Source organism: Sphingomonas sp. UYAg733, from assembly GCF_054057355.1.
On the sequence record NZ_JBSRZE010000002.1, the window covers coordinates 249349 to 267164 of the forward strand.

Consider the following 17816-nt stretch of genomic DNA (forward strand, 5'->3'; position numbering starts at 1 on the left):
GGACCGCGCCCTACTCAAGCCACCGGTGGCGGCGGCGCAACGACGGTCAATGCCAGTGGATCGATGCGGAAGGTAAAGGGCAGCTTCAATTCGGTTACTTCGCCATCGAGCGCGATGTCGACCGCGCTCGAAGGACCACTGACCTCCAGCTCCGCGACATCGCCGATCGCGGCGAAGTCCCGGTCGCGCCGGGTCCGGCCGAGCAAGCTGCGAATGGCGAAGTCGACCAGTTGGAAACGATGGCTCGGCCCGATCGCGAAGACGGAGAGCAGCCCGTCATCGAGCGCGTTGCGCTTGCCGGGATGGCCTTGCTCGATCTCGTAGTGATTATTGCCGACGAACAGCATCGGCGTGACGATCTGACGCTCGCCTTCGGCGCTGCGCAGCCGCAAGCGGTGGTGACGGATGCGTCGCAGTGTCGCGATACTGGCGGGAATCGCCGCCAGCCATTTCGCCATCTTGTGCCGTCGCTGCGTGTCTTCGCGCAGCTCGACCATTTGCGGGTAGAGCCCGATCGACGCGTTGTTCAGGAACATCCGGTCCGCCGCCCACGCCACGTCGATCTTGCGCGTGTCACGCGCGGCAATGACCTTGGCCGCGCCGGCAAGATCGAGCGGAATGCCGAGTTCGCGCGCAAGGTGATTGCGCGTCCCGAGCGGCAGGATACCAAGCGCGGACCCATCGCCGCGCTCGACCAGGATCCGCGCCGCGCATCCCAGGGTGCCGTCGCCACCGCCGACCACGATCAGCCGCTCGCCCTTCAATTCCTTGATCGCGTCGCGCAAACCATCCGCATCGAGCAGGCGCAAATCGATTTGCAACCCCGCGTCGGCGAACGCCGTGCGAACCTCGTCGGCAAGCGTATCGCCCTTGCTCGCCGCGGTGCCGCCTCGGCTGTTGATCAGGACCGGTATCGCGTCGGTCATCCGAACGGCTTTTCGATCGAGGTCGGCGGCACCGAAAACCATTTCGGCCCGGCCGCAGTCATGTGGAAGCAGTCCTCCAGCCGGACGCCGAACTTGCCCGGCAGATAAAGGCCCGGCTCATCGGAAAAGCACATGCCGACAGCAAGCGGCGTCTTTTCGCCGCGCACCAGATTGATCGGTTCATGGCCGTCCATGCCGATGCCGTGACCGGTACGATGCGACAGGCCGGGGAGTTGATAATCGGGGCCATAGCCAATGACGGCATAATAGCGCCGCACCGCGTCATCGACCTGTCCCGCCGGCACGCCGATCCGCGCCGCAGCGAAGGCGGTTGCCTGCCCGTTACGAACCTGGTCCCACACTTTGCGCTGCTCCGCGCTCGCAGTACCGAACACGAAAGTGCGCGACACGTCCGACTGATATCCTTGCACGGCACAGCCGCAATCCATCAGCACCACTTCGCCGTCGGTCACGATCTGCGGCTTGCGGCTGCCATGCGGATAGGCGGCGGCCTCGCCGAGCAGGATCAGCGCGAACTCCGGGCTGCCGCCAAGCTTGCGTGTCGCCGCGTTCATCAGCGCGCCGACCTGATTGTTGGTCATGCCCTTTTCGATGCGCGGCCAGGTCCAGCGATAGGCCGCGATCGTCACGTCGGTCGCGGCCTGCATCAGCGCGATCTCGGCCGGCGTCTTGATCAAACGGCAGCCGCGCACCACTGGATTGGCCGAGACGATCTTCGCACCCGGCAACGCCCGCTCCAGTCCATCGACCGCGAAGTAGCGCGTCGTTTCCTCGATCCCGATCGGACGGGTGCTCAGCTTGCGATCCTTGAGAAAACCCGCGACGACTGCAAGCGGATCCTGATCCTCCTGCCACACCCGCACATCAGCCGCGGTGCCGAGCGATTCGCGGATCGACGGTTCCTCGAAGAATGGCGTGACGATGCACGGATCGCCCTCGACCGGGATCACCACTGCGGTCAGCCGCTCGCTGCGCCCCCAGCGCACGCCGGTGAAATAGATCAGGCTCGATCCCGATTCGATCAGCACCGCGCCGATGCCGTTCGCCTTCATCAAGGCCTGGGCGCGGGCGATGCGCGTGTTGCGCTCGGCCGCTTCGATCGGCCGGGTGGCGCCGGTCATGTCGGACAGAGCCGATAAATCGGGCTCGGCAGCGCGTAGGATGGCGGGCACGCCAAGCAGCGGAAGCGCCGTCGCGCCGGCCAGCAGACCGCGCCGATCGATCGAAAATGGCTGCTGAATCATCATCGTCCTTCGCTTATCCGACGCCGCTCAAGCGATACGGTCCTTGACCGCGTCGCCGCAATACCCTTCCCTATCGGCAATCGTTTCTCGGAGAGGTTCATGGCCAAGCGCCTTACATGGTATATCTTGATCGGGCTGGTGCTGGGCCTGGTGGTCGGCTGGGCGCTCAACGCCTGGATCGACGATGGCACCCCCGCCGCAGCGGCGGAACTCAAGAACATCGCTTATTATCTCTCGATCGTCACCACGCTGTTCCTGCGCCTGATAAAGATGATCATCGCGCCGTTGGTCTTTGCAACACTGGTCGTCGGTATCGCCCATATGGGCGACACTGGCGCGCTTGGCCGGGTCGGGCTGCGATCGGTCGCCTGGTTCCTGTGCGCCAGCTTGTTGTCGCTGACGCTCGGCCTGATCCTCGTCCATATCTTCCAGCCCGGCGTCGGGCTGAACTTTGCGATTCCGGCCGCGACCGCAGCAACCGGGATCGATCAAAGCGCGTTCGACCTCGCCAAGTTCGTCGCTCATGTCGTGCCAGCTTCCGGTATCGAGGCGATGGCCGATAACGAGATCCTGCAAATCGTCATCTTCTCGCTATTCATCGGCGTCGCGATCACCGCGATCGGCGAGAAGGCGGCACCGCTGGTGAAGGGCGTCGAGGCGCTTGCGGCCGTTATGCTGCAGGTGACAAATTACGTCATGCGCTTCGCACCGTTCGCGGTGTTCGCAGCGGTGGCCAGCACATTGGCGGAACGCGGGCCGGGCGTGATCGGCGACCTCGCCTATTTCATGGGCACTTTCTACATCGGGCTGTTCACGCTGTGGGCGTTGCTGATCGGCATCGGCTTCCTGTTCATCGGCAGGCGCACTGGCCTGCTCGTGCGCTATATCCGGGAGCCGCTGCTGCTCGCCTTTTCCACGGCCTCGTCGGAGGCCGCTTATCCCCGCACGCTGGAGGCACTCGACCGGTTCGGCGTCCCGCCCAAGATCGCCAGTTTCGTATTGCCGCTGGGGTATTCGTTCAACCTTGACGGCTCGATGATCTACATGACCTTCGCGTCGCTGTTCATCGCCCAGGCGTACGGCATAGACCTCAGCCTGGGGCAGCAGATCACCATGTTGCTGGTACTGATGGTCACGTCGAAAGGCATTGCCGGCGTGCCGCGTGCCAGCCTGGTGGTGATCGCCGCAACCTTGCCGATGTTCAAGATTCCGGAGGCCGGCCTGTTGCTGATCCTCGCGGTCGATCACTTTCTCGATATGGGGCGGTCGGCGACCAATGTGATCGGCAATGCCGTCGCGGCCAGCGTCGTGGCGAAATGGGAGGGCGATCTCGAGCCGCGCGAGCCGGCCGAGATCGAACCACCCCATGCGCCGTCCAAGGGCCTGATCGGTTAGCGCCTATTCGGGCCGGACGGCTGCGCGCCCTAGATGCCGATCGCCGCAGCCCCGCTTCGGCGATCAGGCATAGGCGTATGGGCCGCCCTTTTCGAGTGCGACCTGATAGGCCGGGCGGGTGTGGACCTTGTCGAGCCAGGCGATCGTGGCCGGACGTGAGGCGTCGAGCCCGGCGCGGCTGCGCGCGGCTTCGAGCGGGAAGCTCATCATGATGTCCGCCGCAGTCATCTCATCACCGGCGAACCAGGAACGGCTGGCGAGTTCGGCTTCGACATAGTCGAGATGGACGTCGATCATCGGCTGGATGCGTTTCATAGCCTTTTTGCCGAATAGCGGGATACGGGCGAGCACCAGCTTGAGCAGGAGCGGCGGCATCATCGAGCCCTCGGCATAATGCAGGAAATGGCGGTAGCGCAGCACCGAATCGCGATGCGCCGGCGGGCCGAGTTTTCCATCGGCCTTTTCGACCAGGTATTCGACGATCGCGCCGGTTTCGGCGATGGTCACGCCAGCCTCTGTATCCTCAATGACCGGCGACTTGCCGAGCGGGTGGACGCGCTTGAGCTCGGGCGGCGCGAGCATGGTCGTCTTGTTCCGCTCGTAACGCTTGATCTCATAGGGCAGGCCGAGTTCCTCAAGCATCCACAGCACGCGTTGGGAGCGCGAGTTTTCGAGATGATGGACAATGATGGTCATGGCAGTCCTCTCCTGCTTTGCCGGCACGCTAGCGGCTTGGCAGGCGATGTCGAGCGGATCAGGTCTTCGGGTGAAGCCATCATCCGAAAATGCCATAAACGCGAAAGGCCCGCCATAACAGGCGGGCCTTCCCATGTGTTTGCGACGCGCGGGACGCCGACTTGAAACTGGCGTGACCGTGACACCATCCCCCTCCCCGTCGGGAGAGGAAGAAATCACATCTCCTCGCCGTCATCCTCTGGTTCGGGGCCGGCCATCATTTCCTCGGCGACCTTGTCGGTGCGCGTGCGGATCGCCTTTTCGAGGCGGTCGCACATTTCCGGATTTTCCTTGAGGAAGGTCTTCGAATTCTCGCGACCCTGACCGATGCGGACGCTGTCATAAGAGAACCAGGCACCCGATTTCTCGACCAGTCCGGCCTTGACGCCGAGATCGAGAATTTCGCCGATCTTGGACACGCCCTGGCCGTACATGATGTCGAATTCGACCTGCTTGAACGGCGGTGCGACCTTGTTCTTGACGACCTTCACTCGCGTGGTGTTGCCGATGATCTCGTCGCGATCCTTGATCTGCCCGATGCGGCGGATATCGAGCCGGACGCTGGCGTAGAATTTCAGTGCGTTGCCGCCAGTCGTCGTCTCCGGGTTGCCGTACATCACGCCGATCTTCATGCGCAGCTGGTTGATGAAGATCACCATGCAGCGCGAACGGCTGATCGATCCGGTCAACTTGCGCAACGATTGCGACATCAGGCGAGCCTGAAGGCCGACATGGCTGTCGCCCATTTCGCCCTCGATCTCGGCGCGCGGTACCAGAGCGGCAACCGAATCGATCACCAGCACGTCGATCGCATTGGAGCGGACCAGCGTATCGACGATCTCGAGCGCCTGTTCACCGGTGTCAGGCTGCGATACGATCAGTTCGTCGATGTTGACGCCCAGTTTCTTGGCATAGACCGGATCAAGCGCGTGTTCGGCATCGACAAACGCCGCGGTACCACCGCCCTTCTGCGCTTCGGCGATGACGTGCAGCGCGAGCGTGGTCTTGCCCGAGCTTTCCGGGCCGTAAATCTCGATCACCCGGCCACGCGGCAGACCGCCGACGCCGAGCGCGATATCGAGCCCGAGCGAGCCGGTCGAGATCACCTCGACTTGCATCGTCTCCTTCGAGCCGAGCCGCATTGCCGAACCCTTGCCGAACGCGCGATCGATCTGCGCGAGCGCCGCGTCGAGCGCCTTTTGGCGCTCGGTCGACGCCTTATCGGCATTCTTATCTGGGGAAACTGCCATTTTGCTGTCGATGACCTTCAAGTTCGCCGCCATTGGAGCCTCCGCCGCTAGACCTATACCGCCACGCATTCAATGCGTGATGAGGTCTTGTATCGCGTTTGTTCTTATAGAACAAGAGCGGAACATAAAAATTGTTGGACCGGTTATGGAAGTACCCCCGATCAAGACGCAGTATTCGCGGCGCACGACGCACAGGAAGATTAGTTCAGTGCTTCCAGTGCCTTGGCGACTCCATCCATGGTGAATGGCTTGGCCAATCTGGGACGCTCACGATGCTCCTCGACGATCGCGTCGCCGGTTCCGCCACTTGCGAAAACGAACGGAACACCGATCCGCGTCAGCGCATCGGCGACCGGAAAACTCTTTTCCCCACTGCGCAGATTCACATCGAGAATCGCCGCGTCGATCCCGCCCGCCTCGATCAACGCCAGCGCATCGGCGACATTGTCCACGCTGCCGGCCAATTGCTTGCCCAGCACGTCGAGGAAATCCTCGAGCATCATGGCGATAAGGGGCTCGTCCTCGACAATGAGGATATGCTGCGGTGAGCTCATGCCGCGGCTTTAGCCGCAGGCCGATCGCCGCGCCAAGTCATTTCGCCGCCAGAACGCTACGAGCGGCTTCGGCAAGCTGTTGCACCGAAAAGGGCTTGGCGAGGAACTGGACATTGTCGAGGTCGATCGACTTGCGCAGCGTCTCCTCGGCATAACCCGACATGAACAGGATCGGCAGGTCGGGATAACGCTCCCGGGCGTGGCGCACCATGGTCGGACCGTCCATCAGCGGCATCATCACGTCGGAAATGAGCAGGTCCGGCTTCTCGCTGCGGGCAAGCACTTCCAGCGCGGCCTCACCATGTTCTGCGGTCAGCACGGTATAACCTTGACGGGTCAGCGCGCGCTCTGCGACCGCGCGGACCATGTCCTCATCCTCGACCAGCAGGATCGTGCCGGTACCCCATAGATCGAGCGGCTTGTCTTTCGGCATGGCCCGTGCCGCCGCGGGGGGGGGGGCTTCGACGACCCCGCTTGCGGTGTGGACCGGCAGATAGATGGTGAAGACCGCGCCGGGCCCACCCTTGTTGTTGTCGGCGAAGATATAACCGCCCGATTGCTTGACGATGCCATAGACGGTCGAGAGACCGAGCCCAGTCCCCTTGCCCACTTCCTTGGTGGTGAAGAAGGGTTCAAAGATCTTGGGCAGGATATCGGCCGGGATACCACTGCCCGTATCGGCAATCTCCAGCGCGATATAATCGGCGATCGGCAGGATGTCGGAACCCATCTTGCGCACATCGGCGATGGAAACCGATTTGGTCAGGATCGACAATGTACCCCCGCCGCGCGGATCGCGCGCGAGCATCGCGTCGCGCGCGTTGACCGCGAGGTTGACCACGACCTGTTCGAGCTGACCGGGATCGGCGCGCACCGGCCCCAGATTGCGGCCATGCTTTACGGTCAGTGCGACCGTCTCGCCCAGCAGACGCTTGAGCAGGTTCGACACTTCGGAAATAACGTCGGGCAGTTGCAGCACCTGCGGTCGTAGTGTCTGCTGACGCGAGAAAGCGAGCAACTGGCGGGTCAGGCTGGCGGCGCGGTTCGAATTCGCCCTGATCTGCTGGATGTCGTCATAATCGCTGTCGCCAGGCGTATGGCGCATCAGCATCAGGTCGCAATGCCCGATGATCGCGGTCAGGATGTTGTTGAAATCATGCGCAACGCCGCCGGCAAGCTGGCCCACCGCCTGCATCTTGGTCGCCTGCGCGACCTCGCGCTTGAGCCGGGTTTCCTCACCATTATCTTTCAGGCTGAGGAGTACGGCGGCATCGCCCAGCCCGCGCGCGCCGGCGATCGACAGCGCGACCGGTTCGTCGGGATGATCCTTCAGCCGCACCGCAAGATCGGTCGAATGCGTCGCGCCATTGGCGAACCGCCGGATCGCGTCGGCGACCACCCCCTTATCTTCGCGCACCAGCAAGTCGCCGGGGTAAAGTGGCGGCGTCGCGGCGTCGACCTGCGCGGCACGCGCGAACGCGTCGTTCATCTGGATGAAGCGGCCATCGCGATCGACCAGCGCCATGCCGAACGGCATCAGGCTGACCAGGCTACGCACATGCGCCGAGGCGCTACCACCGATCGCCGGCGTGTCGCCGCCGACCTCCTCATCGAGCAACGCGACGAGCATCGGCGCGTCTTCGCCTTCGAGAAAGGGTATCTGCAGCACGCGCAGGGGCACCCCGGTCAGGCCTTCGCGTTCGAAGCGTACTTGGCCATGGCTGTCGGTGATCAGGAAGCGAGCGAAATCGCGCCCGGCGATCGCTCCTTCCTCATGCCCCATCGCGCGCGCGCGGAACACGCGGTTGGCCGACCGGATGCGCCCGTCAGGGCCGATCAGTGCGGTCATGATACCCGCAGCAGCGAGCCGGTCGCCGGTGGTGCCGCCGATCATCCCCTCGACCGAAGTGGCGAGGTCGAGCCCCTCGGCACCACGGAAGCGCCACACCAGCAGATCCTCGTCGCGGCCGGCGCGCTCGACTTCCGCCGCGAGTGGGGTGCCGCGCGATAAAAGGCGGTCGACCCTGGCCGTGCCGTCGCGCCATGCGGCGCGGCCGGCGGTGCTCAGGCGGTCGACGCCGGCATCGTCGATCGGCAGGCCAGGCGGCGTCGGAAAACCGGCAAACAGCGTTTCGTAGCGGTCGTTGGCACACACCAGTCGCCCCGCGCGGTCGGTGATCGCAACGGCATCGGCGCTGCTTGCCGCAAGCGTGCGCGCGACGGTCCAGTCGGCCTCGACCTCTCCCGTGCGGCTTTGCGGGAACAGGCGTCGTGCCGCGACAAGGCAACCGACGATGACCAAGGCGGTGGCCAGGAAGGCGCCGGCGATCGGCAAGTTGCCGATCAGCCCCAGGATAATCAGCGCCGCGGCGACGCCGCAACCACCGGCGATCAGAGCGGCGCTACGCGCTGGACTGAGCGAAGTGGTTGGAAGGGCGGGGAGGATGGCCATTGCCCGCCCCTCTTTGGCCGCGCTCGGTGTGTCGTCAAGCGGTTACCAGATCCGAACGCGCTGTTCCGGTGCCAGATAGAGTTTCTCGCCCGCTTTCGGCTCGAACGCGCCGTACCAGGGATCGAGATTGCGCACGATCCAGGCGCGCTGCTGTGACGGCGCGTGGGGGTCGGTCTTGAGACGCTGGATCATGTCCGCCTCCCGGTAGCTGCGCCGCCACACCTGCGCCCAGCCGAGATAGAAACGCTGATCGCCGGTGAAGCCGTCGATCACCGGTGCTGGTTTGCCGCCGAGCGACGCGTGATAGGCATCGAACGATGCGCTCAGACCGGCCAGATCGGCGGTGTTCTCACCAAGCGTCAGCGTGCCGTTGACCTTGCGGCCGGGCAGCGGTTCATAAGCGTCATATTGCGCGACAAGATTGCCGGTCAGCTTCTTGAAGCTCGCCACATCGGCGGGCGTCCACCAGTCGGTGAGCCGACCCTTCAAATCATATTTGGCGCCCTGATCGTCGAAATGATGGCTCATTTCATGGCCGATCACCGCACCGATGCCGCCATAGTTGATCGCAGGGTCGGCATCGGGATCGAAAAAGGGCGGCTGCAGGATCGCCGCGGGGAAGGTGATCGCGACCAAAGTCGAATTGGCCTGTGCATTGACCGTCATCGGTGCGAGGCCCCATTCCCAGCGATAGATCGGCTTGCCCAGCTTCTCGACATTATACTGATGCGCCCATTGATTGGCGCGCAGCGTGTTGCCGAACGCGTCGCCGGCGGCGATGCGCAGCGCCGAATAGTCGCGCCACTTGTCGGGATAGCCGATGCGAGGGGTGAACGCGGCGAGCTTGGCGTGCGCCTTGACCTTGGTTTCGGGCGCCATCCAATCGAGCTTGTCGATCCGCGCGTTCATCGCGGTGATGATGTTCTTGACCAGCGCATCCGCCGCCGCCTTGGTCTCGGGCGGGAAATATTTCGCGACATAAAGCTTGCTGACGTCGTCAGTGAGAACGCCGCTGGTATAGTCGACGCCGCGTTTCCAGCGTGTCTGCTGTTCGGGCGTACCCGATAGCACGGTGCTGAACATCGCGAAATTCTCCTTGTCGAACGCGGTTGGCAGGACCGACGCGAACCCCTCGAGCGAGCGGATCAGCAATTGGTCCCTGAGCACGCCGACCGGGGCCGCGCCGATCAATTTGGCGATACCGGTGATCGCGCTCGGCTGGGCCACGATGACATTATTGGCCGGAATGCCGATACCCTTGAAATAGGTCACGAAATCGAAACCGGGCGCGGACTTGGCCAGATCGGCAACCGCCATCTTGTTATAGGTCTTGTCGGCGTCACGGCTTTCGGCGCGGGTCCAGCTGACCCGGGCGATCTCGGTTTCGAAATCAACGATCGCCTTGGCTCGTGCATCCGCATCAGGCTCGCCGGCCAGGGTGAACATCCTGGCGATATGCGCTTGATACGCCGTCTTGGCGGCGGCGAGCTTGGCATCGTTCGCGTCGAGATAGAAATCACGATCGGGCAGGCCGAGGCCACCCTGACGCATCTGCAGGGCGTAGGCCTCCGGGTCTTTCTGATCCGGCGAAACGCCGGCGTTGAACGGCACGCCGACCCCGTTGCGATCGGCCTGCGCGACCAGTGCGGCATAACCGGCCGGCGACTTCAGCGCCTTGATCTTGTTCAGCCATGGCTTGATCGGCGCCAGCCCCTTGGCCTCGATCGCCGCCTGATCGAGATAGGCGGTATAGGCCGCGCCGATCTTCGACCCGGACTTCGCCTTTTCCGCCTCCAGGATGCCGCGGGTACGTTCGCGCGATAGATCCTGCAGCAGATCGAACGCGCCAAAATTAGCCTTGTCCGCCGGGATCGGCGTCTTTTCGACCCAGGCGCCGTTGGCGAATCCGTAGAAATCGTCGCCCGGCGCCACCTTGCGGTTCATGCCAGTCTCGTCGAAGCCGAAGCTGCCGATCGACGGCTTCGAATCTGCGGCGGCACCGACGACCGGAGCATTTTGCGGGGCGCTGGCAGCGGCGCAGCCGACAAAGGCGGTGGCCGACAACAGCAAGGTAAGGAACGGCGATCTGGACATTTGGGGCATCCGAAATTCAGGAAAGGATGCCGTGTTCTAGTCAAACAATACGCCCCGTCAAATTGAGGTCAAATTGGGGTCAATTTGGCGGCTCAATTTGCCGGATCGACAACCCGAGACCGGTGGCGATTACGCCATTTACGCGCGATCCACAGGCGCCAGCCAAGCGCACTGGCGAAATAACCGACCACCGCGAAGACGACAGTGATGATGAGCAGTCCCATGGCCGTGGCCGGCGCCGCTTCCGACGCGATCCAGCTCAGCCAGCCGGCATTTGCATCGACTGTGTTGGCGACCGGGCTGCCGGGAACATGCGCATCCAGGCGCAGCACGAAGCGGCCGATCCAATATGCAGCGACCCATAAAGGCGGCGTGGTGAAGGGATTGGTGATGAAGGTGGTGAGCGCCGCCGCCGGAATATTGGCGCGGAACGGCAGCGCGAGAACCGCCGATAGCGGCACCTGCGCGACCGGCGCCAGGATCCCGGTGACCATGCCGAGCGCAACGCCGCGCGGCACCGAGCGGCGGGTGAAGCGCCACAGCTCCGGTCGCAGCACGCGATGCGCGACGGGCTTGAGAAAGCGACTGCCCTCCATGCTTTCACGCGTTGGCATGTTGCGGCGGCACCATGCGACGAACCTGGCGAACATCCCCTGCTCAGCCACGATCACGCATCAACCTTCCCTGCTCACGCTTCCAGTCGCGCTCCTTGATCGTTTCGCGCTTGTCATGCGCCTTCTTGCCCTTCGCCAACGCCAGTTCCACCTTCGCCTTGCCTGACGAATTGAAATAGATCGACAGCGGCACCAGCGTCATGCCCTCGCGCGCCACCGCCCCGTGCATCTTGTTTATCTCGCGCTCGTGAAGGAGCAATTTGCGAGGGCGCTTGGGCTCATGGTTGAAGCGGTTGCCATGGCTGAATTCGGGCACGTTGGAATTGATCAGCCAGACCTGGCCGTCATCGACCTCGGCATAGCTTTCGGCGATCGACCCCTGGCCGGTGCGCAGCGCCTTCACTTCGGTGCCGGTCAGCGCGATGCCCGCCTCATAGACCGTCTCGATCGCATAATCGAACTTGGCGCGCCGGTTCTCGGCAACGACCTTGGTCTTTTCGAAGGTGACGGGTTTGGGACGGGCCATGGGAGGTGGGCATGTAGGCGCGGGCGCGGCGGATTGGAAGCGGGGTGGTAACTTCGCGCCTCGCTCACCCCCAATGCAGCACCGGTCAGCTTATCGCCGTCCCGCTTCCCCTCCCCCTCCCCCTCCGTCACCCCAGCGAAGGCTGGGGTCTCAAGCAATCACGCGATAAGGTCGAACAAATCGTTCCACTCAGGATTGGTTTCCTCGATCAAGCGTATCTTCCAATCGCGCTTCCACGCCTTCAGCGCCTTCTCTCGCGCAATCGCGAACTCGATCTCGTCATGCCATTCGACGAGGACCAACGTCTTGATTCCATATACTGTCGACAAAATGCCGATCCGACATCGCGGCGGTTCTGGTCGATACGTTGCGCGGGATAGCGGTCACGCCGATATAGATCATGCCGCGCAATTTGTTGGCCATCATGTAGGTCCAGCCGCCGCGCATTTCTCAGTCGTAGCCCCCGCTGCTTGAGACCCCAGCCTTCGCTGAGGTGACGTTAGAGGGTGGCTTGAATCGCCGCGTCCACTGCGCGCTGACTTGACCCGTTTGGCCATGTCATCGGCAGGCGCAGGGTGACGGGCCATTCCGGCCTCAGCTTGCCCAGCGCATATTTCACCGGGCCGGGCGACGCGTCGGTGAACATCGCGATGTGCAGGGGGTAAAGCCGGTCGTGCAGCGCCAACGCGCCCGCCGTGTCGCCCGCCGCCCACGCCGCCTGGAAATCGGCGCACAGCCGCGGCGCGATGTTCGCGGTGACGGAGATGCAGCCGGTCCCACCCATCGCGTTGAAGGCCAGCGCCGTTTCGTCATTGCCCGAAAGCTGCACGAAATCCCGGCCACAGCCGGCGCGCTGCTCGCTGACGCGGCCGAGCGCGCCGGTGGCATCTTTTACGCCGATGAAGATGTCCGGAAACGCCTGGACGATCCGCGCCATCGTCGCCGGCTGGATGTCGGTCACGGTGCGCCCCGGGACGTTATAGAGTATGATCGGCAGCGGCGATTCCTTCGCTACCGCCTCGAAATGGCGAAAGATGCCTTCCTGGCTCGGACGGTTATAATAGGGCGGCACCATCAGGGCGGCATCGGCGCCGGCCTGCTTCGCCGCCGTCACATTGGCGATCGCCACACGCGTATCATTCGACCCCGCGCCGGCCAGGATCGGCACCCTGCCCTTCGCTTGTTCGACGCAAACGCGAACGACATGGAAATGCTCGTCCGCGCTCAATGTCGCGGCCTCGCCGGTCGTGCCGCACGGCACCAGCCCGGCCGAGCCTTCGCCGATCTGCCACTCGACAAAGTCGCGATAAGCGTTTTCCGCGAACGCGCCGTCGTCTTCGAACAGCGTGACGAGCGCTGGGATCGATCCGGAAAACATGGGTGATATGCTCCTCACGGGCGATAAATCCCGCATATTTTGTAATTTTGTTCAGCGACAAATAAGGTGCGATGGCCTATTCTGTCCACATGATAGCATCGGTCATCAAATCCGGCGTATTGCTTGCCGGTATCTCGGGGCTCGCCGTCGCATCTGGCGTTCCGCAGGAACAGCTTGGTTGGGGCCGCGCTCAACAATTGCTTCAGGGACAAACGCCGCAAAGCTCGGCGATGGCCATAGCGGTCAGCGAATGGAACGCGCTGCGCCAGTCGAACAGCTATCCGTTCGATCGCTATGCGCGCTTCCTTATCGCCCATCCCGGCTGGCCGGGCGAGAACGCGCTGCGCCGGACGGCCGAGCGATCGATGGACGCAGGCAATTGGTCGCCGTCCACCGCAGTCAGTTATTTTCGGCGCCATGCTCCCCTGACCGGGGGCGGCAAGACCCGTTATGCCGAGGCCTTGTCGCTGACCGGCCAGCGTGACGAAGCGCAGGTCGCGGCACGCAACGCCTGGGTGTCGGGGCCGTTGTCGGTGACCGACGAGGCGAAGCTGATTTCCGGCTTTCCCGGCGCGCTCCGTTCCGAAGACCATGATGCGCGGATGGACGAACTGCTCTGGCAGGGCTCGACGGCATCGGCGCAGCGCCAGATCGCGCTGGCCAGCCCGGGCAAGCGCGCCCTGTTCGAGGCACGGCTCGCCTTCCGCACCAATGCGGCGGACGCTGCGGACCGCTCGGCCGCGACGCAAGGGATTGGCGCGAACGACCCCGGTTATATCGCCGATCGCGCGACCTGGCTGCGCAACAATGCCGCCGCTCCGAGCGCGCGCTCCTGGCTCGCCCGTCCCCGTTCGCTCGCGCGGCGCCCTGGCGATGTCGAGAAATGGTTCGAGGTGCTGCTCGCTAATGCCCGCGAAGCGGCGAATGACGGCCAGTCCCAGACTGCGTTCGATATCGCGAGCAAGGTCGACGATGCGTTCCCCGAAGGAACCGATATCAGCCGAACGCCGCTCGGCGAGCGCGACGATTATACCAGCCTGGTCTGGCTGGCCGGACAGACCGCGCTCAAGAAACTCAACCGGCCGGCCGACGCGATCGGCATGTACGACCGTTACGCCCGGGGTTCGCAGACGCCGCAATCGCAGTCCAAGGGCTATTATTGGGCGGGCCGCGCGGCCCAGGCGGCGGGGCGCACGGCCGATGCCAACGCCTTCTTCACCCGCGCCGCCGGGTATCGCGACCTGTTTTATGGCCAACTCGCGCTCGAGCGGCTCGCGCTGCCGTTGACGCCGCCGGGCAATCCCGTGCCGCGCCCGATCGATGAGCCGGTCCGCGCGGCTTATTTCGCACGCGAAACGGTGCGTGCTGCGCAATATCTCGGCACCGTCGGTCGCTGGGAGGATCAGACCGCGTTCGTGCGCCAGATTGCGATCGATGCGAAAAGCGACAGCGATCATATGCTCGCGACCGAATTGTCGCGCATGCTTGGCCGGCCCGATCTCGGCGTGATGGTGGGGCGCAGCGCGCTGCAGAACGGCTTTACCGATTATACCACTGTCGCTTTCCCCAATGTCCGCGTGCCGGACACGCAAGCGAGCAACTGGACGATAATCCATGCGATCGCGCGCCAGGAAAGCCAGTTCGACCGCGCCGCGATCAGCCATGCCGGCGCGCGCGGCCTGATGCAACTCATGCCCGGTACCGCGCGCGAAACCGCGGGCAAGCTGGGCCTGACCTATCAACCGGGTTCGCTGACCACCGACACCGATTATAATATCCAGCTCGGGGCGAGTTATTTTCAGCGCGTCTATAATAACTATAACAGCTATCCGCTGGCCGTCGCGGCGTACAATGCCGGGCCGGGCAATGTGAACAAATGGCTCCGAGCCAATGGCGACCCGCGGATGGGTGCGGTCGATATGGTCGATTGGATCGAGGCGATCCCGATCCAGGAGACGCGCAACTATGTTCAGCGCGTGCTGGAAAATGCCGTGGTCTATGACCTGATGAACCCGGCGCGCGCGCGATCGAGCGGTGCGAACCGGATCAGCTGGTATCTGGGCAAGCAGCAGCCGGGCTGAGCCCCGTGGAGCAGCCCAATTACATCACACCGGCCGGTTATGCCGTGCTCAGCGCCGAATATCGCCAATTGCTCGGCGAGGAACGTCCCAAGCTGGTCGAAGTCATCTCCTGGGCCGCTGGCAACGGCGACCGGTCGGAGAATGGCGATTACATCTATGGCCGCAAACGGTTGCGCGAGATCGACTGGCGGCTCGGCTGGCTCGCGAAACGCATGAAAGCGGCCAAGGTGATCGACCCCGCCGACCAGCCCGACCGCAGCCGGGTCTTTTTCGGCGCCACCGTCACCATTGCCGATGAGGGTGATGTCGAGCGGGTGCTGACGCTTGTCGGCGATGACGAGACCGAGACGGGTTCGGGCAGGATCGGCTGGGGTGCGCCATTGGCACGTGCCTTGCGCGGTGCGGCCATCGGCGATGTGCGCAGGGTGACATTGCCCGGTGGCGAGAAGGAATATGAGGTGATGGCGATCGCCTATCCGGCAACCGAGCGTTTCGTCACCGCAGATTGACCCGGCGGCGGCTGCGTGAAACGATGCGGCATCGAAACAACAGGATGTCCGCTATGCCGATCCCCGCAACCTGGTCGCCCAAATTGCTCGCTTTGCTTCGCATCGTTGCGGGTTTGGGTTTCATGCATCACGGCATCTCGAAATTCTTCAATGTGCCGCCCTTCCCCATGCCGCTCAATCCTTTGCTGTACGCGGCCGGCACGCTGGAACTGGTCGGCGGCGCGCTGATCATCATCGGGCTGTTTACGCGACCGGTCGCGTTCATCCTTTCGGGCATGATGGCGGTCGCCTATTTCATGGCCCATGCACCGAAGAGCCTCTATCCTTCGGTCAATGGTGGCGAAGCAGCGATGCTTTATTGCTTCATCTTCCTTTATCTCGCCGCCGCGGGTGCTGGCGCATGGAGCGCCGACGCAGCGCGCAATCGCGCCTGATCCCGCCCGCGATGACCCCACAATGATGATGTCGGTACGATAAAAGCTGCCGGGAACACGACGGACTCCCGGCAGATCGCGCTCCAATCCCCTCGGCCTGTGCTAGGCCGGTCGCGACGGCGCCTATCCTGGGCGCTTGCGGTGTAGAATGAGTGGGTGGGAATGGCGTCGACGCAGCGTGTCTTTATCAGCGGGAAAGTTCAGAATATCGGCTTTCGCGACTGGATCGTGCGACGGGCGCAGGAAAACTGCGTGACCGGCTGGGTGCGCAATCTCCGCGACGGCCGGGTCGAGATACTTGTCGTGGGCGAGGACGATGCGGCGACGGCGTTCCTCGACGCCTGCCGCCGGGGCTCCGAACTGGCCCGGATCGACAGCCTGCAGGCCAGACCCGATGACGAACGTGCCCCCAAGGGTTTCACCAAACGCTTCACCGCCTGACTTGCGCGCCGGTGTGACGATCGATCCTGGGGTGACGGGGCCGCATTCGACGTGCAGGATGGCGCGATGACCGATCCCCAACTCGCCGGCAACATCGCGCTGCTGATCGATGCCGACAATGCTTCGCCCGCCTCGCTCGACCCGGTGCTCACGGTGCTGGCCGATCTCGGCGCGGTGAATGTGCGGCGTGCTTATGGCAATTGGAGCAAGCCCGCGCTCAAGACCTGGGCCGCGCTGACGCTCAAGCACGGCATCGAACCGCAGCAGCAGTTCGACATCACCAAGGGCAAGAACGCGACCGACATGAAGATGACGGTCGATGCGATGGACCTGCTCTATCGCGGGCGCGTCACCGGTTTCGGCATCATGTCGTCGGATAGCGATTTCATGCCGCTGGTCATGCGCATTCGCCAGGAAGGGTTACCGGTCTATGGCTTCGGATCCTCGCGCACGCCCGAGGGGTTCCGCCAGGCCTGTACTCGGTTCATCGACGTCACCGGGCTCGCCGCGCAGGAGGAAATGCCGCTGCCGCCGGCGATCCTCCCCCGCGCGGCAAGCAAGACGTCATCGAGCGCTCCCGCCCGCCCGCCCGCCAATGAGCCGGCAGCGCCGATCGCAACCGACGGCACTGCGCCGGTCGGCGAGGAGCTGCTCAAATTGCTCGGCGATGCGTGGAAAGCGGCAAAGCGCGATTCGGATGGTTTTGCCAGCGTGTCGGAGGTCGGCCGGATCGCCGGCAATCGCTCGAGCTTCGATGTACGCAGCTATGGCTTTTCAAAGCTCTCCGATCTGATCGCGACCTTGCCCGAATTCCGCGCCGAAGTGCGCGACGGCCGAACCTTCGTGAAGCGCGTCCGCTAAGATAAGCCCGGGCCGGCTACGGCGCGTCCATAGTCGGCCCAAAGGCCCTGACCGGCGAGAGCTCGGCATCTGTTCGGGCGTCGTGGTGGCGCCGATCTTCGCGGTGAGCTGATCGTCCCGGAGTTAACCGAACCACGGTGGGAACGGTCCGTCGTTCAGTCGAGCGAAGAATGGCGCGTAGTCCTTTTTCGCGGTCGCCCCGAATCTGGCGTGGAGGAAAGACACAGCTTCCGCCAGTTACGGCTCGACCGCGCATCACCCTTCCCTTCCGTGTCGAATAGCGTGCCTCAATGACATATAC

At 63.7% G+C, this 17816-nt stretch carries 16 protein-coding genes and 1 pseudogene; 6 read left to right on the forward strand and 11 right to left on the reverse strand.

What is annotated here, in order from left to right; all coding sequences use genetic code 11:
* Positions 1-14: 14 nt before the first annotated feature.
* Complete coding sequence (locus ACVWZA_RS06240; protein WP_457310305.1) at positions 15-926, reverse strand: diacylglycerol/lipid kinase family protein; 912 nt, start codon at positions 924-926, stop codon at positions 15-17.
* Entirely contained in the window at positions 923-2194 is a 1272-nt protein-coding gene (locus ACVWZA_RS06245; protein ID WP_457310306.1) for a M24 family metallopeptidase, read from the reverse strand. Before ACVWZA_RS06245 ends, ACVWZA_RS06240 begins: the two co-directional genes overlap by 4 nt.
* Before the next feature lie 96 nt (positions 2195-2290).
* On the opposite strand from ACVWZA_RS06245, the gene ACVWZA_RS06250 reads away from it, so the two are divergent.
* Positions 2291-3586, forward strand: coding sequence for a dicarboxylate/amino acid:cation symporter (locus ACVWZA_RS06250; protein WP_457310307.1), 1296 nt, complete (start codon positions 2291-2293; stop codon positions 3584-3586).
* A gap of 63 nt (positions 3587-3649) precedes the next feature.
* On the opposite strand, the gene ACVWZA_RS06255 is transcribed toward ACVWZA_RS06250, so the two are convergent.
* From ACVWZA_RS06255 to dapA, 9 genes and pseudogenes are all read right to left on the reverse strand, one after another.
* Positions 3650-4282 carry a glutathione S-transferase family protein gene (locus ACVWZA_RS06255; RefSeq protein ID WP_457310308.1) on the reverse strand — a complete coding sequence of 211 codons (633 nt, stop codon included), beginning with the start codon at positions 4280-4282 and terminating at the stop codon, positions 3650-3652.
* 215 nt (positions 4283-4497) lie between these two features.
* Positions 4498-5604 carry a recombinase RecA gene (recA, locus tag ACVWZA_RS06260; protein WP_457310309.1) on the reverse strand — a complete coding sequence of 369 codons (1107 nt, stop codon included), beginning with the start codon at positions 5602-5604 and terminating at the stop codon, positions 4498-4500.
* A gap of 167 nt (positions 5605-5771) precedes the next feature.
* Positions 5772-6125 carry a response regulator gene (locus tag ACVWZA_RS06265; protein WP_457310310.1) on the reverse strand — a complete coding sequence of 118 codons (354 nt, stop codon included), beginning with the start codon at positions 6123-6125 and terminating at the stop codon, positions 5772-5774.
* A 37-nt stretch (positions 6126-6162) separates the two neighbouring features.
* Complete coding sequence (locus ACVWZA_RS06270; protein ID WP_457310311.1) at positions 6163-8577, reverse strand: response regulator; 2415 nt, start codon at positions 8575-8577, stop codon at positions 6163-6165.
* A 42-nt stretch (positions 8578-8619) separates the two neighbouring features.
* The gene (locus ACVWZA_RS06275; protein ID WP_457310313.1) at positions 8620-10671 is read right to left on the reverse strand and encodes a M13 family metallopeptidase; all 2052 of its coding nucleotides are present in this window, start codon (positions 10669-10671) and stop codon (positions 8620-8622) included.
* Between the two features lie 92 nt (positions 10672-10763).
* The gene (locus tag ACVWZA_RS06280; RefSeq protein ID WP_457310533.1) at positions 10764-11321 is read right to left on the reverse strand and encodes a DUF2062 domain-containing protein; all 558 of its coding nucleotides are present in this window, start codon (positions 11319-11321) and stop codon (positions 10764-10766) included.
* 7 nt (positions 11322-11328) lie between these two features.
* On the reverse strand, positions 11329-11811 hold the full coding sequence (gene smpB, locus ACVWZA_RS06285) for an SsrA-binding protein SmpB (protein WP_457310314.1): 483 nt from the start codon (positions 11809-11811) through the stop codon (positions 11329-11331).
* Positions 11812-11969: 158 nt separating this feature from the next.
* Positions 11970-12258 (reverse strand): annotated as a pseudogene (locus tag ACVWZA_RS06290) (GIY-YIG nuclease family protein).
* Between the two features lie 52 nt (positions 12259-12310).
* Complete coding sequence (gene dapA / locus ACVWZA_RS06295; protein WP_457310315.1) at positions 12311-13189, reverse strand: 4-hydroxy-tetrahydrodipicolinate synthase; 879 nt, start codon at positions 13187-13189, stop codon at positions 12311-12313.
* An 89-nt stretch (positions 13190-13278) separates the two neighbouring features.
* Between dapA and ACVWZA_RS06300 the strand changes: the two genes are divergently transcribed.
* The 5 genes from ACVWZA_RS06300 to ACVWZA_RS06320 all read left to right on the forward strand — a co-directional run bounded on the left by ACVWZA_RS06300 (position 13279) and on the right by ACVWZA_RS06320 (position 17515).
* On the forward strand, positions 13279-15270 hold the full coding sequence (locus ACVWZA_RS06300; RefSeq protein ID WP_457310534.1) for a transglycosylase SLT domain-containing protein: 1992 nt from the start codon (positions 13279-13281) through the stop codon (positions 15268-15270).
* Between the two features lie 5 nt (positions 15271-15275).
* Positions 15276-15779, forward strand: coding sequence for a GreA/GreB family elongation factor (locus tag ACVWZA_RS06305; RefSeq protein ID WP_457310316.1), 504 nt, complete (start codon positions 15276-15278; stop codon positions 15777-15779).
* Positions 15780-15832: 53 nt separating this feature from the next.
* Positions 15833-16213 (forward strand): DoxX family protein, encoded by a 381-nt coding sequence (locus tag ACVWZA_RS06310; RefSeq protein WP_457310317.1) that lies wholly within the window; start codon positions 15833-15835, stop codon positions 16211-16213.
* A 162-nt stretch (positions 16214-16375) separates the two neighbouring features.
* Positions 16376-16654: an acylphosphatase gene (locus ACVWZA_RS06315; protein WP_457310318.1), complete on the forward strand. Its 279-nt coding sequence runs from the start codon at positions 16376-16378 to the stop codon at positions 16652-16654.
* Positions 16655-16720: 66 nt separating this feature from the next.
* Entirely contained in the window at positions 16721-17515 is a 795-nt protein-coding gene (locus ACVWZA_RS06320; protein ID WP_457310319.1) for an NYN domain-containing protein, read from the forward strand.
* The last annotated feature ends 301 nt before the right edge of the window (positions 17516-17816 follow it).

Bases quoted from the DNA above. Each gene is read 5' to 3' on its own strand.
- ACVWZA_RS06240 (WP_457310305.1), bottom strand. From the start codon at position 926: ATGACCGACGCGATACCGGTCCTGATCAACAGCCGAGGCGGCACCGCG.
- ACVWZA_RS06245 (WP_457310306.1), bottom strand. From the start codon at position 2,194: ATGATGATTCAGCAGCCATTTTCGATCGATCGGCGCGGTCTGCTGGCC.
- ACVWZA_RS06250 (WP_457310307.1), top strand. From the start codon at position 2,291: ATGGCCAAGCGCCTTACATGGTATATCTTGATCGGGCTGGTGCTGGGC.
- ACVWZA_RS06255 (WP_457310308.1), bottom strand. From the start codon at position 4,282: ATGACCATCATTGTCCATCATCTCGAAAACTCGCGCTCCCAACGCGTG.
- recA (WP_457310309.1), bottom strand. From the start codon at position 5,604: ATGGCGGCGAACTTGAAGGTCATCGACAGCAAAATGGCAGTTTCCCCA.
- ACVWZA_RS06265 (WP_457310310.1), bottom strand. From the start codon at position 6,125: ATGAGCTCACCGCAGCATATCCTCATTGTCGAGGACGAGCCCCTTATC.
- ACVWZA_RS06270 (WP_457310311.1), bottom strand. From the start codon at position 8,577: ATGGCCATCCTCCCCGCCCTTCCAACCACTTCGCTCAGTCCAGCGCGT.
- ACVWZA_RS06275 (WP_457310313.1), bottom strand. From the start codon at position 10,671: ATGTCCAGATCGCCGTTCCTTACCTTGCTGTTGTCGGCCACCGCCTTT.
- ACVWZA_RS06280 (WP_457310533.1), bottom strand. From the start codon at position 11,321: ATGTTCGCCAGGTTCGTCGCATGGTGCCGCCGCAACATGCCAACGCGT.
- smpB (WP_457310314.1), bottom strand. From the start codon at position 11,811: ATGGCCCGTCCCAAACCCGTCACCTTCGAAAAGACCAAGGTCGTTGCC.
- dapA (WP_457310315.1), bottom strand. From the start codon at position 13,189: ATGTTTTCCGGATCGATCCCAGCGCTCGTCACGCTGTTCGAAGACGAC.
- ACVWZA_RS06300 (WP_457310534.1), top strand. From the start codon at position 13,279: ATGATAGCATCGGTCATCAAATCCGGCGTATTGCTTGCCGGTATCTCG.
- ACVWZA_RS06310 (WP_457310317.1), top strand. From the start codon at position 15,833: ATGCCGATCCCCGCAACCTGGTCGCCCAAATTGCTCGCTTTGCTTCGC.
- ACVWZA_RS06315 (WP_457310318.1), top strand. From the start codon at position 16,376: ATGGCGTCGACGCAGCGTGTCTTTATCAGCGGGAAAGTTCAGAATATC.
- ACVWZA_RS06320 (WP_457310319.1), top strand. From the start codon at position 16,721: ATGACCGATCCCCAACTCGCCGGCAACATCGCGCTGCTGATCGATGCC.